Source organism: Sporosarcina sp. G11-34, assembly GCF_026931025.1.
This window is the reverse complement of the sequence record NZ_JAHNZW010000003.1, coordinates 403688-422146: the sequence shown is the minus strand read 5'-3', so window position 1 is coordinate 422146 and position 18459 is coordinate 403688. Positions and strand designations below refer to the sequence as shown.

Sequence of the window (18459 nt, the reverse complement as noted above, 5' to 3'; positions counted from 1 at the left end):
TAAATCTAATATCTTCAGCAATATCATCGGATAATATTGCTACTCCCCAAGCACCCATACTAACACCTCCTAATTTGTAAAAAAACTTTCTGTAATAATTCAATGTTAGATGTAAATTTCCTTCTTCAACTAAACTGCCCCGTTAGTTGAACAAAAAATTGGGTTCGCTACATGAAATCAATCTGCAAACCGGGCAGCCCCCCTGTGTTACACTAGTTATCGCATGGAACCTCTCCAATTATAGATTCATTATTAAAGGAGATTCATTTTCCCCAGCATTTCTTTTTTGGTAGGGTTCGTATATAACATCGTCGTATGGATATTTGAATGTCCCGCTTGATTCGCCACTTCATGAATACTCATACCTTTCTCAATCGCATTTGAACAAAAAAAATGACGAAGATCATGAGGAGTTATATCTTTTCCAATCTTGGCTGAATAAGTATTGAACAACCGATTCACAACAGTACGATCCAACTTTTTGTTTCGATTACTCGGGAAAAGGTATTCGCAATCTATTTCTTTCTCCTTTCTTTCACGCAGCCAAGACTGTAAGGCAATCTTCACTTTCTCTCCCATAAAAACAGTTCTGGATTTATCGCCTTTGCCGTCTACAATAAGTATTTCACGGGATACTAAGTTAATATCAGTCACTTTTAAATTGAGCGTTTCTGAAATGCGTAATCCCCCATAAGCTAGAACAGTTACGATTGCATAATTTCTTGCCTTTCCACTATCCAACACTAACTGACGAAACATTTCTGCATCCTGAAGTTCAACTTTTGCAAGGGATGCATACTGTTGCTGAACTTTAATGAAATCACTTTTTTCAATTACTAGATCCGACTGTTTATTGTCTTGAATTAAAAACTCATTGAATTTTACCAAGCCACTTAATTTCGTGTTAATCGTTTTAGGTCCGACAGTTTGAATTGCTTTAAGGTAAGATATATATTCTCGCATATTTTCACGATGCAACTTTGTGAATGAAACACCTTTTGATTCATCGAACCATTTTAAATATCCCTTAACGGATTGAGTGTATCCTTTGATGGTATTTTCACTTAGCTCACTCGAATTTAAATATTCTTGGAATGCACCTATCATAATATCATCTCCTGTAAATTATGTTGCATTTACTTTTCATTATAATTTATAAACTATGTTGCATTATAAGCATAATCATATATAATAAAACACAAAAATACAACATAATTTATATTATGTTGTAAAAAGAAAACTCTCACTGTTTTGCTGCGAGAGTTTCGATATATCAAAGCAGTATCTGAGGTAAAATGTTGAATACGATTAGTTGAAACTCGATGAATTAAGGGAAAAGAAAAAACCCTTGATTACCAAGGGTTTTAACGCTGTTTGAAATCATATGATTTCTAGGCATAAAGACGGCGGGAGACGAACCCGTTCACTCAAGAGCGCTAAAACATCAGTATTTACCAGGGTTCTTTGCTAACAACTTATAATTTGAATACTGTTTTGACTACGAGTTAAAAACTACGAAGGGAAGAGGTTTTAATTGCAACATTTTATTTAAATGAATTTCTTGGTTTCAAAAAATAATTTCAATCGTTTATACAATAATAACAACTAAAGAGATATTCTCTGACAGCTTTTTAATGATTTCTAACAGCCTTAATACCTGCTCTTTTTTGCAGACTACTCTTTGACCAACCCGATAGGTTTTATCATTAGAATTATGCAGGTATCTATCATCAACTATACCATTGTTATGTTCCATAATATGTCTTCTTTGAAACATTACGATCATGAAGTTAATTTCATCACTTGTTAACCATTCTTCATAGCCTGTACCATAGTATTCGTTGAATAACCTGCTTCCTTTATCAACAATCTGAAAGTCATTTGGTCTCACTTTTTTCAAACAGCCTTTGTTAAAACTCTCCATTGCAAATTTTTGATAAGCCGAGATAATATCTTTCAAACTTGTTTCTATCAAGTTTTGAATCATGATTGTTGCTGTATCTTTATCATAGACTTTCTCAAGTAATTCCTGCATTTCGTTTAATGAATTAATTTGGTTTTTCACACGATCCATTGACACATTAAACACCCGGTCAACGGCATTATGTCCACAACAGGGACAAAAGTACGCTGTACCTATAACACTCGTTCGGGTGCCACATAGATCGCAATGGATTTCCAGTTCCCACTCTTCTTGTTGACCAATTGGGTTATTTTGAAACGTAACCTTTTTTCCCGGCTTGTATGAAATTTCAACATACTTATTTGAATTCCTGGACATTTCCTTGAAAGATTTTTGAATAGTTTTCTGAATTTGGCTTAATGCCCATTGCATGGCTATTTCTTTCATATCAGTAAGTTGTTGTTGAGTCCACCATTGATCAGAGGGGGCTATATGTCCACATCTTGGGCAATATACTTTCTCATCAGAAACTTTATTCTTCCAATCCTCAATATGGATTTTAAAAATAAACTCACATTCCTCGTGTGGACATTCTCGATCTAAATAGCCTTTTTCATCGGAAACCATTTCAATTGGAATTTCCATAATCCTCCCCAACTCCTTTCACGTGAAAAGTTCTTTGACAAGGAGGATATGTCCATTATTCCAACTACTTATCCACCCCAGTATTGCTCAGTTGATTTTCAACCATTGTCTATTAAATCATTTATTAAATCAAGTATCCTCTCGTTGTTTGTTTGCCTTGTATAACTAACGCTAATTCCTTTATTACGAAACACCTTGCCTATGTCTTCCAACTTTGTTTGTCCATATTCATTATTGGTTCCTGTTTCTTTAACCATGTCAAAGAGTTTATTGGTGGCTTCTATTTTATGCTCCTCCGTACCTCTTAGATCTTGCTTCTTCTTTACTCCTTTACTCTCAACAACTAAATTGATTATGGATTTTCCTTCTTTATCCTTTATTACATACATAAAATCTGGACTATACGTGCTCCCGTCAATGAAGGGTATTTGCATGGTTCGTTTTGGTATTTTTCCAAACACCTCAACACTGCTGATATTCTCGAGTATATTATTTTTCTCAATTTCAGAATCAAATAAAATTGTATCATACAAGTAATTTTCCACCGGGGTTCCTTTGATTGCATTCACACCTAGATATGCGGAAGTCTTTATGAAGTCCCTTGGGCTACCATTTTCCTCAGTTAATTCTGTGGGATGGACCTTTGTATCCGGTAATCTTTTATACGAATATATCTTCAGGAGTTCATCATAAACCCGCTGTTTGAAGTAAATGGAAAAACTTCTAACCGTCTTACAGAAACGCACCCTATAGTTGAAGAAAATAAGACACTCTCAATGTTTTATTCTGGTTTCTCTGGTGATGCATCTAGTGCAAAGAATTTTAAAAAGCGTATTCCAAAATCAGTAATAATCGTTTTTTCTCTAATTAAACTCATCTTTCCCTCTTCATTAAAATCCCCACCATCTATATTAGCGACTCTATTCTCTATAAGTCCCAATCGAACCATTTTATTTTTTTGATAGGTTTTGATTGTTTCTTGCTCCTTGTATTTGTTAGAACGCATTTCTTCATCTGTTGGAAACTTTATTTTTAAAGAAGGATTTTTTCTCATTTCATATGGCATATAATCCTCAATTAATATCACTATGTCGCTAAACCTTAATTCAGATAAAACATCATAATAATGATAGAATCTTTCAATTTCATTTATACCATTGTCAATAACGTATTCAAAACCATCTATAATAACTGTTGCTTTAATATCTTCATCTTCCTCAATTAGTTTCTTTACTATAAGTGGAAAAACTTCTTGCTTATAAAAAACTTCATTCTCACTTGACTCTATTTTATTTTTAAGAGTTTGTAATTGTTGTATATTTTCTTGCATCCTCTTTTGAAGTTTTAACATCTGAAAAGACTGATAAACTTTTCCAATCAATGGTGCTATTCCTACACTAACATCCATTGCTGTATCTACGATTGTTCCTTCTGTTATTCCTAGCATGTCTTTAATGTAATTAGCTGGATCCAAACCAATCAATCCTTCCTAGACTTTCTATAGGCCATTACTCCGAATTTTATGTTTCATTTCCTGCAAGTAATTTATAATATATTATTTCTCCTGTTTTAATAAACAAGTCTCTATACTTCAATAAAAGGGTACGATTTCCTTCGTGTAGAAACGCACCCGATAGCGAAATAATAACTATTTCACCCCTAATGACATCTTCACTAACATTTATCCACTTTACTGAGTTAATGCTACTTAAACTAATTAACGTATGTAAAATTTATAGGAGTAAGTATCATCATCTCTAAAAGATTCCTTAAAAGTTGTAATTTTAATTTCTATTAATTTCCTGTTCTTTTCAATAAATCTAATTAAAACTTCTGTAGCATATTCAAGATAATTTAGAATATGATCAATAATATCTTTTATATCTCTTGAAATTATTTGGCCAGAATTGCATAATTCAGCACCATAGATTTCAATTTCATCACCAAATATATCAACAATCGGTTCATATGATACAAGACTTAGATAATGAAATGTTTCTCGTATGTTATGAATTTCTGCAGTGTCATTTTGAGCAGTAAGTTTATATTCCAATTGCTTAGATTCTAAATATGTAGGATTTCGCCATTTTTTATTCTTTAATAAATTTAACTCTGCTCTTAGAAATACCTCTAAACTATATTTCTCAATGCTGTTATCAGGGTATTTATTATCCAATTTCTTCTTTATTGCATTTGAGATTTGAATAATATCATTATCGTTTTTTATTTGTGACTTCTTGGGGCTATCAAAGCCAATCACCTTTAAAAGAAGTGAATAGTCAAGTAATACTAGTCTTTTCTTTGAGCTCATTATAGTATTTTCAATCTTAGTAATTACACTCTCATATGCCCTCCCCCATTGTTTATTTACTTTCTCATCTAATAGAATCATTCTGATAAAGTAACTTTTTGCACGGGCCTTATTGAATACGTGATCTACATTCAACTCACTTTTAATACTTTCTTTTGGAACTCCAAATCTATCAAATAGGAAATCTTTAAATATGCTCCTATATGAACGATTAGAATCTTTTATAAATAAGTGAACTTCACTATTTTTTGTTACAGCAATAAAAGATTGACCATCATCTTTATATTTTTTTACCGTCTCGCCTCGTCTTCTATAAAAATCAATTAAATCCTCCTCAGTTTCTGCAGCTAGTAAGATCTGTTTTGACGAATCATAAATAAACTCTTCAAATTCTTTATTTTGTAATTCAAGATACTTTTCCAAATTCATTTGTTCTCCCCCTAGGAATAAAGCTCGCTGATAATATTCGGAATTTTAAATCTTCACCATTCAATAATAGTACCACATCAATAATTAGTTTCCTTTTATTGCTGGAATATCTCGATAAACATATAAAAAAAGCAATGCTAATTTGTACTTTAATTTAGTGTTATTTGTATTGATATTTGCAGCGTTATTTAAAGTTTTGTACCACTCAACTGAACGGGTTACTCAATTAAGTGTTTATGGCATGATTGAAATGTACTAAACGGCAGCTAATTTATGCTCATAATAAAAAGAGCCACTTGCCAACATCTATTAAAATACATACACTCCTTTTGGGCATAACGTTCATAGGAGGTATATAGGAGATGTTAGCAATGGCTGAAATTAATTATATCAGATTAGAGACGAACACTAAAGGAAGGTCCTATTCATCGGTGGCGAAACAGATGGAGCTGGATCGCAGGACGGTTAAGAAATATTCCGAGATGGAGGATTTTAGTCCGGAGGTGAAACCTGTACAAAGAAGAAGAGCCAAGGTGATGGATCCGGTCAAGCCGATTATTGATCAATGGCTTCTTGAAGATATGGGGAAGAAAAAGAAATTTAGGAGAACAGCGCAGCGGATCTATGACCTTCTCGTTAAGGAGCATGAATTTCAAGGTTCTGACCGTTCGGTCCGTGACTATGTGGAAAAAAGGAAAGTTGCCTTATTGGAAGAGAACAACGACGCTGCTTTACCACTGGAAGCGATAGCCGGAACTGCACAGGCCGATTTTGGAGAAGCTCCGTTCAAGTATAGGGGTAAAGAGGTCATTCGACATTTTCTGGTTCTCTCTTTCCCTAACAGTAATTCATTCTTGTTCCAAGTCTTCTCTTCCCAAAATCGGGAGTGTTTCCTGCAAGGGTTGACAAACATGTTCACCTTTATGGAAAGTGTACCGCATACGATCCGTTTCGATAACCTGTCACCTGCGGTGAAAAAGGTACTGCCAAACGGCGAACGGAAATTAACGGATGAATTCGCTCGTTTCGTTGCCCATTACGGATTCCAATATGAATTCTGTAATCCGGGTAGCGGAAATGAGAAAGGTCATGTGGAATCGATGGTCAAATACATACGGAATAACTATCTATTGCCAGAAATATATTACGAAGACCTTTCGGTCTTGAATGAGCAGACACTGAATTGGAGCCTGGAAGATCGGAATCGTCGCCATTACGAAAAGGATAATGTGATTGCCAAACTGTATTTGGAAGATAAAGAGCGATTCCTTCAACTTCCCGGAAAGGCATATGAATGTGTGCGGTTCGAGCAGGTCAAAGCAGATAAGTATGGAATTGTCCGTATCGATACAAAACAATATTCCACTTCTCCACGTTTTTCAGGAAAAGCGGTACTAGGGAAAGTCTCATTTGATACTATAGAGCTTCTAAATGAGGAGAATGAAGTGATTGTAAGCCATCCTAGACTATATGGGGAAACAAAGAAATCCATGGATTGGCAACCTTATCTGACGTTGATGGCCAAAAGGCCAACTGCTTTAAAGTACAGTTCATTTTACGATCAGTTGCCGGATGAATGGAAAACCTTTTTTGAAAATTGTACAGCTGAAGAAAAACGGAATGCCCTTCAACTCTTATCCGTCATTTTGAAGGAACAGGATTTTGATATATCTTTGAAGGCCCTACGAATTGCATCTGAACACGGGCATCCAACCACAGATTCTATCAAACATGTTTATTATCAGCTTGTGAACGGAAGAGGTATCCGGGAAACACTATCCCTTCCACCTTCCGTTCCAACCACCATAAATTCAACTAGGGGACTTTCCCATTACGATCAGCTAATGGTTGTAAATGGAGGTGAGCCGCAATGAGAAACACCATTGAAGAACACGCAAAACGCTTAAAGTTGAGTTGGATACGGGAACATTATCACGAAGTGGAAGCTAAGACGCATGAAGAGTTCCTGCTTATCCTCTTTGAAAAGGAAATACAGCAAAGGGAGGAACGAAAGTTAAACCTACTTATAAGTCAATCCTGTCTGCCAGATATATCTGGCAGACAACTCGACTGGCAAGGGATTCACATGAATGGCAATATTACAAAGGAAGATATCCTGAGCGGCGTATTCATAGAGAGAAAGGAGAATCTAATTCTTTATGGCGGTGTTGGTGTCGGTAAGACACTTATGGCTGCCTTGGCCGGATGGAATTCTGTACAGGAGAATTGGAAACGGGTGAGATTCTATACGGTGGCACAGCTTGTGAACAGTCTTTTGGAAGCCAACGAGAAAGGAACACTTGGGAAGTTTTATAAACAAATTGAGAGCCTAGATTTATTAATCCTCGATGAATTGGGTTATGTACCGCTGCACAAGCAAGGAGCAGAGCTCCTGTTTCAAGTAATCAATCTCTGTTATGAAAAACGAAGTGTCATCGTAACAACGAACTTACAGTTCGGTCAATGGAATCATGTTTTTGGTGATCCAATCTTAACGGAAGCATTTATTGATCGTCTTATTCATTACTCACATTTAATCGTTTTCAACCGTGATAGTTTTCGTCATAAGGATTCATTAATGAATCAATGACACCCTGGTTGGCAAGTGTTGTACATTTTTAACTGCCAAACTGTACGTTTTACGCTTGCCAAATACACTTGATATCTAGAGATAAATATGAATGCACCATAGTTAATCCCAATGAAGACAGAACTCCTTTATTTAAAATAGAAGGTTCTACTTTGCCAGAAGTTATTTGCTTAGCAGTTCTTTATTTAAAAGACATCTAAGTTAATTAGAAAAACAGACGTGAATGGTCACGTCTGTTTTTTAAGCTTTCATTTCAAAATTACCGTAACCAGTGAAATGAACATGTGAAAAATTCACACCAAAATTTTTCATTTTATGCGAGATGAGTCTTTCCAACTTTTCATCACAAGTGGTGAAAAATAATTGATCTACGAATTGATTTCCTAATTGATTTTTTGGTGCTAACTCCGCGCGTAATAAATCAATAAAAGATAGGATATTAAGATCATCCATGGTTTGAATAGGATCGTCCATAAAATAACATTTAAAAGGACTCTCTTTTTGACCTAATGCAACAGAGATAAAAATTGAAAGAGCAACAACAGATAATTGTCCAGCACTTAATATATTAGGCGCAAATATTTTTTCATCTTCTTTCGTATTCGCCCATAACCCCGCAATTTTATTCGTTCTACCTTCAATTACTAAATTAATATCCTTGATGTTTGTATGTCTATTAATTCTTTTATAAATCTTTTGCAGAGGTTCCTTTATTTCACTAACTCTGTCCTTATCCCATTGAACTCTTAAGCCTTTTAAATCTCTGGATATTCTTTTGAATTCAACTAATTCCATTTTGCTTCTTGTGTATATTTTATCACTTTCTTTAAATAATTCTTTTTGTTCCTTAATTTCAGAAGAAATATTTTGGATCTCTTTATCATTCTCCACCAACTGGATGAGTTTATCTAAGGTAGTAATCTTACCCACTAATAACTCTATTTTCATGTCATTAAAAACATTATCAGTAGTTGTATTTCCTAGTATATCCTGATAATAATCAATAAATTGAGTTAAACCATTAATTTTATCGACAATATTAAATGCTTTAAATTCTGGTATTCTTACCTGCTGCTCCTGGTTATGATGACTAGTGATTGCCATAAGAAAACCCTGTTCATTCACTAATTGCTCCAAAATACTTGTTTCTAGCGTCGCAAGAACTAACGTTTCTTTCAATTGATTCTTGAACTCCTCTTTCTTTTCTTCTAGGAGAGATTGAGTAAGTTGATTAATATCAATTGAGAAAGAAACACAGCCTGAGATATACGATTGAAGATTGGTAAAATTATTGATTACTTTTATTAATTCAAACAAAGCTTTTTCAATTTTATCAAGTAAATATTCATAAAATGTCTTATACGTCTCTTTTAATTCTGTATCACAATCATCAAATTCTTTCTGAAGGTCTGCTCTTTTTCCATCAACTACACCCAAAACATCCCTCGCAACTTTTGCGAGTTCCAATTCTTTATCAGGGAAGTTTTCTTCACTTCCACATAACGGACATGCGTTGTGTTCTTTTTCTCTATGCTTTTCGAATCCTTCAGTATGGTCAACTAACAATCGCAAAGCTTGAAGCGCTTTATCTGGTGTTTTGAATCCTTCTAATTGATTTGATAATGACTCACGGGTCACAAACTGTGATTTAACCACTACAAAGAATGCTAAATGAGCATCGTCTTCATCAATAATTTCTTGACTGAGTTCCTTTAACTTTGAAGCACCGTTTTTAGTTGGGTCCTGAAATTTCATTAGATTTATTTTGATTGACTCCAGGTTTCTTTTTTCACTTTTAATAGTATCTAGATCTTTTCCCTGTATACTTTGTATATCTTCTTCTTTAAGGTGATATGGTTGATAAACTCGTTCCATAAAACTGTTGTATGTCTTTTCTTTTCCTAAATCTTCTTTATAGGTTTTAGATTCGTTATAAGCTGTACTATATTCTTTGAGAAATCTTAGTTTCATCAGACTACTATTTTGTTTTTTGAATTGAATTAATTTCTTTTCAATATCATCACCAACTCCATGTAATGACATGGAGGGTATCATTTCATCATCAAACGCCTTAACCTTTGGATAATCACTGATCAGTTCGGCAATATCACTACTTGTCTCTTTTTCTTTAAGTAATGCATCTAACTTAGTTTCTAGCTTTTCATAAGTATCCTTCAAAATAACATAACTTGGTTTATGAACTGAATTAATTTTGTTTTCTAATTTACTAATGAGACCTTCATTTGCATTTCCACCATCCAAATTACCTATGGCAACTTGAATATCTTTCGTTCCTCCTAAAAAGGAAGAAAACATTGCATAAATATCTGTCCTGTTCTTTTCATAAATCGTAATATTCTTCTCATAAGAACATGTAAAACGTTCATAAAAATCAGTTGCAATCGGTTTGCCAATAATAGAATCGATTGTATTGTTTTCTTCAATTAAATTACCATCAGCTTTAAAAAAGCTGTTTTGGGGATAAAAGGCTTCACTTTCATCTGTTTGGTTAAATAAGCGTTCTATTTCTAATTGCTCATTATTAAATAATACGTTTATCTTCACCCATACTTCCATATCACTAGGATTATTTCTGATTAATGACTTTAACAATTTGTTATTACTATCTCTCCTCGTACTAAAATCCTTTTTCAATCTATGAACTGACCCTGTAAAGCACCATTCAATTGCATCTAACAAGGATGTTTTACCATACCCATTCGGTCCACCTAATAATATTAACCCGCGGTAATCTTCTTTGCCTTTAAAAAAATCAAATTTTTGATTCGAGTAACCCCTGAAATTTTTTATTTCTACATCTTTTATAAAAAAGTTTCTATTCACTTTGAAAATCATCCTCAATAATTAAATGATTAAGTATTTTTTCTAAATCTATTTCATCTTTTTCTTTCAATAATTCTTGATATATAGTCTCATCAACAACTTCTTTTATTTTATCTTTTAATTCTCCTACTTTTTCTTGAGAAAGTTCGCTGTTTATGCTTATAGGGAAAGATGGAAGAATCGCTAACTCTTGATTAAAGTCTAGATTAGCAGTATTTAATATTATTTTTCTACATGTGTATTTACTTCTTTCAAAACTTAATAATTTAGTTATCTCTTCCGTTTTATCTATTGCATTAAGTGGGCAAAGAAGCAATAAGTTGATGTTAAATTTTATCGATTCTTTATTTGATAAAAATTGTATAAAGGCAAGGATACCATTTTCCATTTCGTTGATTTCTTCAACAGTAAAGTAGCTACTCTTCTCTTCGATGATATAAATTTCTTTTTCGTTCTTATCAACAAAAACTCTAGAAAAAGGGAGAATATTTCTACTGACTTCTTCTTTTTCTCCCTGGGCATTACTACTTGACCATGTGCGGAGATACTCTTTTTCTAAAAAATCATGATCTTTGAGAAATTGACTTACTATTTCTATTTTCAACTCTTTCTCATTCCTCTCTACAACCATGGATAAATATCTCGTGTATTTTAGGATACTCGGAATATCTTCCAAGAGATAGACACCTCAGGCACTGCATGTGAAAGTGATCTTCGGTAGGATCACAAAAGTAAGGATGAAGCTCTTCCTCTCCTTCTATTGGAACATCTGAATAATCGTGTTCGTATTTCATAATTTTAGATGCATTAAATAAATCATCATCATATTTAACATACCAAACATCAGGTCTTAACTTTTCATTTTTTAGTCGTGGAAGGATATGCCGTAGTGAAGAGAAAACATCTGATGAGAAATCTCCAGTGATAACCCCTATCCCTCTTTGCTCACCTGGATATTTAAATAACCACCCCTGATCATTAATTTCAAACCATTCGTCTAAATCAATTGCCTCTCCACCAGAATCCAAATAGTGAAAAATGATTTTGGAGAGCTTAGATAACAATTGCAAAATAGCATCACTCGCTTCAGTAAAAGCTATATATTCATCTGAAGTATTCGCTTCAAACTTTTTAATTTCTTTAGGGCTTGTAGATAATAAAAAAGATTTTCGGTACTCGTTGGTTTCAAACTTTTCTTTAATGAAATCGGCAATATCTATATATATATCTTCGTACTGCTCGTAAACACCTCTACCCAATGGATTTTTTTCGACATCAATAATATTTGAATCAATTAACCCCATTACATAGTCTGTTATTTTCAGTGCATAGAAGTTTTCTATCTGTTCTGCTTCACCATTAAAATAGATATCCAAGCTCCGCAAAGATACTTCATTACCCCTCTCACCTTCTTTTATCAATTTACTAATTGAAGCTGCATACAAGAATTCTTCGCTGTTGTATGGAGTAAGATGTTGGTATCGTTGTTTGAGTTTAGTCTTTAGACTCTCAGAAACATCTTCATAGCTCTTGGTTTTAACAAATTTTGAAATTGTAGCAAAGGCTACTCTGCTCTCTTCACTGTCTAACGCAGTCTTGTGAATTTTGTCCAAAATATCATCATTGCGTTTTATCGGTTTACCTGTCTTACTTTCTTTCTCCTCGTCATCTTCTTTTTTCTTCTTTTTCTTCTTCTCTTGTGAATCGAAAGCTGAGTCTAAGATAGGCTTAATATTTCCTTTGTCCGCTGATAGATCATAATGAAAAAGTCTTGCAATGTATTCCGTGTTAGGGAGATCACTTTCTAGAAAATTCAGGTAATTATAATAAAGAAAAAGAACAGCATCGTAATATTTTGATGGACTAGTCTGATTTGAATGATGCTTAATTTGTGCAACTCTAATAAAACTCTTTTCGTCTGTATCAAAGTATTTAACATAATCCTCGATTCTCTCAATCATATAGCTAGATTGACAATCAACATCTTCAAACGCATCATTCCTCGAGCCATCTTCAAGGATATGGAGTAAAGTTAACTCGAATTGATAAAAATATCCGTTTATTGAGTGGTACGCATCTCTATTTTTATTGAGGTCATGAATTTGTTCTACTGTTTCTTTTGCATTGGCGGTCATCCCATTACCCTCACAATCCTTTTTCCTAATTTTACATCATACAACAAACAACAAAATTCCTATTCCCATGGAATTTAAGGGCTTTTTAACAAATATAAAACGACTCCCGATAGAAAACTTGTGATTTTCACCCCAAAATGCTCTTTACGAAATTAACAAATACTTTGATCTTTGCAGTACCTTGTCTGTTTTTAGTTAGACGAATTGGAGCAAATCACTTTCTAAGTTGGATCTATTCTTTTAATACTTTCTAATTTGATCATAAAAACTTACTACTTTCTCAATTTCTTTCATCATATTAGGAGAAAGATCCAGATGACTAAAATTTATTGTCAACCAGTCGATAGAATCTTCTAGGGTTAGGTGTCCCTGCTTATCAAATCGGATATCGCAATAGCAGGAGTACGTGATAAGCCTAAACTCATTAATGAAATTTGAGTTTCGATTGATGCACCAAACTCCAGCCAAACATTCATATTAGGGATTTCTTTCAACAAATCCGAGTTCACTTCAGTTTCTATATAATATTTAAGAATGTCATTGTAGCAGGGGAAATATTTTATAAATTTAAACCTAGCGTATAGTGAAGTTCATTATCATGGTGCGTTTTTAAAGGCATTTTACAAAATAATTGAGGATAACCTAGAAAACTTTAAACAAGCATATATAAAAGCATTTCGCCACCTTCACCAGTATTCGGAATAGAAGTAAACAGACCTTAGCTTTCATCTTTAACCTAACTGTATTACCAGTTGTATTATCTACAAGGTCTTGTTGCTTTGCTTTTTCAATTTCAGACCTAGGAATGGCATAATTAAAGACCCTTGTGGCAACTTCCATTGCCGATTGCTCTGCTCTTGGAACCTTGTTGCCATCATGAACAATCATAAAACAGTGAACATTGGTTTCAGTATCAAGTAATCTTTCATTAATTTTAATTTAAGTTAAGTAAGCATCTAGATCTCTTCTTCTGCCCCTCAATAAATTTCTAATAATTGGTCTATACTTTTAAATTCGTTTTGTAAGGGTTTGGCAAGCATGTCTAACCTCCCATAAAAACAGATAATTTTGTTATTTTATGTATCAGTATACCATACTTAGAATCAGGTTATTGAATAGTCAAATGGCATTAAGGTTAAGAACCCTTACGTTGTTAATACTGAAGTGAAAAGTGAAGGGGCAAAACCTCATCGATAATAATACTTTTTTCCATTAAGAGGTATGGCAAGCATAAGAACGTGCATTCACTCACTATTTCCATTCCTTGAAATCAAGAATATATAATGGATTGCAAATTAACGACTGACAGGTAGAATGCCCTTAAAGGCGTCAAGTCGCATTTCATGAATTCCCAATAAAGGTTTCTGGATATTTTCGAGATACGTATATACGGACGTTCTGTGCTGTCTCAACTTATGTGACGGAAATGTCACGCTATCTCAATTTATATGACGAAAATGTCCTGCTGTCTCAATCCTTGTGACTTATTTTATCATCATTTTTAGTATGAATTTGCTTTTCTCAAGCGAATGAATTTCAACCTTGATCTATCAAAGTTTTCCAGATGTACCTGTCTCAACTTATATGACGATATCTCAAACTATGTGACGGATTACAAGGGTTCCGGAATCCTTAGAAATCAGTGATATCGTGTTTAATTGAGTAAGTAAGTGCTCTACCAATAGCACGAGGTGCCCCGTAAGTGTAGCGCTTACAGCAACTTTTGCTGTTTCACTGTCTCTAATTTCACCAATCATTATGACATCTGGAGAATGACGTAAGATGACTTTTAAACCCGAAGCATACGTCATACCCGAACGTTCATTAACTTGAATTTGAAGTAAATGTGAATGATTGTTTTCAACAGGATCTTCGAGCGTAATTACATGTCGATTGAGCTGATTCACAGTAAGGCATAGTATAAAACAATGCAAAAACTATAGATTTTCCAATCAGCCAAGGGATAATGAAACTTATATAGAAGGAACTTAAACTAGGAGAGCCTAACCGCTCTCTTTTTATTTATCTAAGTATAGCCATCCCCTCCCCAATGTCGTACGATAGAACTATAGAAATATTAGGAGGATTATATTATGAATAACTTATTTTTTATTATTCTATTGCTAACTTTTCCAGTCATGCTTTACTTTTGTATACGTGGACTCATTTCATTTATCAAGAAAAACAAACCGCACGGAAAGAAGATGTTGAAATTTCTTGGTGCCACATTCGGGGTTACGGTCGTATCATTTATTGTCTTTGCCGCAACAATTGGTCCCGTAGAGAAGGTTGAAGCTAAGCCCGCCAATGCCAAGTCTAAAATTGAGGATGTTATTGTACCTGAAAAAGAAACTGAACCCGAAATAACCGAAGAAGAAAAAGCTGAAGTTGCGAAGAAGGAAGAAGTAAAAGAAGAAGAAAAGGCTGCCTTGGAATTGAAAGCGAAAGAAGCAGAAGAAAAGGTCGCCGCAGAATTGAAGGCGAAAGAAGAAGCATTAATGGCTGAATCTGAAAAGAAAAAAGCGGAAGAGAAAGCTGCCACAAAAGTGAAAGCGAAAGAAGAAACACTAAAGACGGAAGTCCCAAAGAAAGAAAATGGACGTGATCTTACCTTAACAAAAACTGTTAAAAGTATTGTTAAGGAAGACTTTAATAAAGTTGCCACCTCCAAGGTACTTGTAAACGATAATATGGAAAGTGACACGGAAAATAATTTCATTGTGCTTCCGCATTTAAAGTGGGATGTTAAAAATGGTGCAAAATCAACTAGAGAAATGCTTGAAATGTATAGTGATCATTTAGCAGCTAAACTGGCCGACGAATCAGACGTAAAAGAAATAACGATCTTTTGGGAAGTGCCTTACCATTTAGATGGAGAAAACATTGCTAAGTATATGTATGAGAGATCTGGTAATGGCATGGCGAAGGTTGATGTATGGCTTGCCCCGTTAATAAGGGAATGAATAACTATTTGAATCAAAAAAACGACCTTTCCTTTATTGAAGTGACCCCTAAAAGTTAGACACGGTTATTTCATTAGGCAGCTTGTTGGTAATAAGTCCGGAATTGTACCGGACTCATTTTTAATTTTGCCTTTATCCGCTTGTGATTATAATAGTTTATATACTTTTCCAGTTCTTGCTTAAAGTGTTCTACACTTTCGAATGTCTTTAGGTAAAGGAATTCGGATTTCATGATGCCAAAGAAATTCTTCATGATCGAATTATCTTAACAGTTGCCTTTACGGGACATACTCTGCGTAATTCCTTCTTCCTTTAAGGCATGACGATATGGTTTCATTTGATAATGCCAGAGCCTTGATCCGAGTGCATCAGGAGGCGATGATCTTTCGGTAAACGTTCTAAAGCCTTTTCTAACATCCCCGAAACAAGGGAATAGGTCGGTCTAGAACCGATTGTATAAGTAATAATTTCACCATTAAATAAGTCTAATACAGGTGAAAGATAGAGCTTTTCTCCAAATAATTTAAACTCCGTAATATCTGTTACCCATTTCTCATTCGGCTTTTCAGCTTCAAATTGACAATCCAAAACGTTCGGTGCAATCTTGCCAATCTCTCCTTTGTAAGAGCGATATTTCTTCATGCGTACGAGACATTTCAAACCCAATTCCTTCATGATTCGCTGTACTTTTTTATGGTTTACTATTTGACCACGGTTTGCCAATTCATCGCGAATACTGCGATAGCGGTAACGTCCTTCATGTTCATCAGAAATCGTTTGAATCGTTTCTTTTAAATTGGCATCTGGATCAGGATGATTCATTTTTTTCACTAAATCATAGTACGTGCTACGTGGAATCCCTGCCAGCTTCACTAATGCTTTCACCGGAAATTTATGCCTTAATTCATAGACTACTTGTGCTTTGTCTTGTTTGGTGATTTTTCCTTGTTTTGAACTAAGGCATTCAACTTTTTTAAGTACGCATTCTCCATACGTAATTGTTCTAATTCGGCTTGTAATGCTTCTACTGACCCTTCAGTTGGCACTTGTTTCTTTGGTTGTTTTTGTTAGTCTTTTTTCATAGATGGAAGCCCCTTTTTCTTTAGTTCAAGGGCGTCAATACCTTCGGTACACATCTGAGTTCGCCACTTTCGAATGAGCCCTGAAGAGGCGATATCAAAAATGACGGCAGCTTCACCAGTCTACACCCCGTTATCATGCATATAGGTAAGTACGTCTAGTTTAAACTGCTTTGAATACGATGTATAACGTTTAGTAAAAGCTTTTTCACCATGGTATTCATCTCGTTTAATCCAACTGTGAAAGACGCTAGAGGCTACACCTATTTGTTTTGCAATTTCTTTATAACCATCTATTCCATTTAAATAAATTTTGACTGCATTTATTTTTTCTTCGGCAGTAAATTTAGCCATCAGAAAAGCACCTCCAATTGTCAGAATGTGTCCAACAATTGGGGTGCAGTTCAACTAATGAGTAGTCGCCTTTTTGTTAAACCCAGAGAAATTAATTAAAATTTAAATGAATTAATTTCAATAACATAGAAGTCCGTGTTTAGCGTCCTTTATGATAATATTGAACTGCCCTTAAATAATTAATTCTATCCAACTCCATAGCTTGCTCGACTTTGGAATCTAATCCGCTATCTTCAATATTTAAGACTTGAATAATCTTTTGCATATTATTATAATTTGCAAGATTTCTAATGTATTCATCCATGCCTTTAGATTTCCACCTGTTATAAAAAGTGGATATACTATCTTTTTCAATCCCCATATCTTTCGCTAACGCCCATTTTTCTTTTTTATTTTTAGTTGCTGCAAAGTATTTAAGCGATTGATCCATGTAGCGCTTAGCAAAATGTATCTTTACTTCCTCGTCTAACTTTTGCAAAAGTTCTTTTTCATTAACTTTTTTTATTTCATATTCTTTTTCCTTCTTAGCGCATCCGGAGCAATGCATTACTCGGTTCTCCCTTTGTCTATTCCAATCATCCATTTCAATTAGAACTGTATATGTACCTTTACCACAACTGCAAGGATAGGATCTATCGGACATTTCTTCCCAACTCATGATTAAATCACTACTTTCTAAGGTTCGCTAATGAAATGTAATACATGTTCCGCATACCTTTTGCTAACCTATCTATAATAGATTCACCTTTACTCAACATCATATAGGTCGGCTAAAAACTTTGCAAACCCAAATAAAAAAGGCGCCACTCAATGAGATAAAATTCTCACAAGTGACGCCTCTTACTTTCTCTTATTTAATTATCGCACCAGTACCAGGTCCAACAAAGATGTTACGTGTACCACGACTCGTATTGACAGTCATCACGTCCTTGTAAGGTCTACCCAATATTTCATACGTTACCCCCCCAAAATGCACTCGGAGTAAGTGACCAATCGCTGTTAGCTTTAACAGGCTTTACATTAAGTATATACATGCGCCATGTTTAAACGATTTTGGTAGATGTACTGTCTTCTTTTTTGCGACTGAACTTGGTTGGGGGCAGGTTTAATTACAGACTTACGGTTTTTATAACTTTATTTAACAGACCCATATTTTATAGCACAGTTCCGTTATTTCCACTTCTGTAAAGTATTTTTGTTCCCATA

The 18459-nt window shown here is 34.4% G+C and carries 12 protein-coding genes and 2 pseudogenes; 3 read left to right on the top strand and 11 right to left on the bottom strand.

Going from position 1 to position 18459, the window contains the following annotated elements; translation table 11 throughout:
- Positions 1 to 252 precede the first annotated feature (252 nt).
- From KSU66_RS06250 to KSU66_RS06230, 5 genes are all read right to left on the bottom strand, one after another.
- Positions 253 to 1107, bottom strand: a complete 855-nt coding sequence (locus tag KSU66_RS06250; protein WP_269050553.1) for a tyrosine-type recombinase/integrase — start codon at positions 1105 to 1107, stop codon at positions 253 to 255.
- Between the two features lie 481 nt (positions 1108 to 1588).
- A complete protein-coding gene (locus KSU66_RS06245) occupies positions 1589 to 2548 on the bottom strand; it encodes a hypothetical protein (protein WP_269050552.1) in 960 nt (319 codons plus the stop codon).
- A gap of 98 nt (positions 2549 to 2646) precedes the next feature.
- Positions 2647 to 3117, bottom strand: a complete 471-nt coding sequence (locus KSU66_RS06240; RefSeq protein WP_269050551.1) for a restriction endonuclease — start codon at positions 3115 to 3117, stop codon at positions 2647 to 2649.
- Positions 3118 to 3329: 212 nt separating this feature from the next.
- Positions 3330 to 4022, bottom strand: a complete 693-nt coding sequence (locus KSU66_RS06235) for a hypothetical protein (RefSeq protein WP_269050550.1) — start codon at positions 4020 to 4022, stop codon at positions 3330 to 3332.
- 243 nt (positions 4023 to 4265) lie between these two features.
- Positions 4266 to 5288, bottom strand: a complete 1023-nt coding sequence (locus KSU66_RS06230; protein WP_269050549.1) for a hypothetical protein — start codon at positions 5286 to 5288, stop codon at positions 4266 to 4268.
- A 362-nt stretch (positions 5289 to 5650) separates the two neighbouring features.
- Here KSU66_RS06230 and istA point away from each other — a divergent pair, with 362 nt between their 5' ends.
- The gene (istA, locus tag KSU66_RS06225) at positions 5651 to 7162 is read left to right on the top strand and encodes an IS21 family transposase (RefSeq protein ID WP_269050548.1); all 1512 of its coding nucleotides are present in this window, start codon (positions 5651 to 5653) and stop codon (positions 7160 to 7162) included.
- Positions 7159 to 7878: an IS21-like element helper ATPase IstB gene (gene istB / locus KSU66_RS06220; protein ID WP_269050547.1), complete on the top strand. Its 720-nt coding sequence runs from the start codon at positions 7159 to 7161 to the stop codon at positions 7876 to 7878. Before istA ends, istB begins: the two co-directional genes overlap by 4 nt.
- A gap of 240 nt (positions 7879 to 8118) precedes the next feature.
- Here istB and KSU66_RS06215 read toward each other — a convergent pair whose 3' ends face one another.
- The 4 genes and pseudogenes from KSU66_RS06215 to KSU66_RS06200 all read right to left on the bottom strand — a co-directional run.
- Positions 8119 to 10722 carry an AAA family ATPase gene (locus KSU66_RS06215; RefSeq protein WP_269050546.1) on the bottom strand — a complete coding sequence of 868 codons (2604 nt, stop codon included), beginning with the start codon at positions 10720 to 10722 and terminating at the stop codon, positions 8119 to 8121.
- Positions 10715 to 11326, bottom strand: coding sequence for a hypothetical protein (locus tag KSU66_RS06210; protein ID WP_269050545.1), 612 nt, complete (start codon positions 11324 to 11326; stop codon positions 10715 to 10717). The genes KSU66_RS06215 and KSU66_RS06210 overlap by 8 nt, the downstream gene beginning before the upstream one ends.
- Before the next feature lie 7 nt (positions 11327 to 11333).
- Positions 11334 to 12857, bottom strand: coding sequence for a hypothetical protein (locus KSU66_RS06205; RefSeq protein ID WP_269050544.1), 1524 nt, complete (start codon positions 12855 to 12857; stop codon positions 11334 to 11336).
- A gap of 1670 nt (positions 12858 to 14527) precedes the next feature.
- Positions 14528 to 14758: pseudogene (locus tag KSU66_RS06200) on the bottom strand (ATPase, T2SS/T4P/T4SS family); the annotation flags it as partial.
- Between the two features lie 192 nt (positions 14759 to 14950).
- Here KSU66_RS06200 and KSU66_RS06195 point away from each other — a divergent pair.
- Positions 14951 to 15820 carry a hypothetical protein gene (locus tag KSU66_RS06195; protein ID WP_269050543.1) on the top strand — a complete coding sequence of 290 codons (870 nt, stop codon included), beginning with the start codon at positions 14951 to 14953 and terminating at the stop codon, positions 15818 to 15820.
- Positions 15821 to 15893: 73 nt separating this feature from the next.
- Here KSU66_RS06195 and KSU66_RS06190 read toward each other — a convergent pair.
- Positions 15894 to 17253, bottom strand: a pseudogene (locus KSU66_RS06190) (IS3 family transposase).
- 139 nt (positions 17254 to 17392) lie between these two features.
- Positions 17393 to 17911, bottom strand: a complete 519-nt coding sequence (locus tag KSU66_RS06185; RefSeq protein WP_269050542.1) for a hypothetical protein — start codon at positions 17909 to 17911, stop codon at positions 17393 to 17395.
- Positions 17912 to 18459 lie beyond the last annotated feature (548 nt).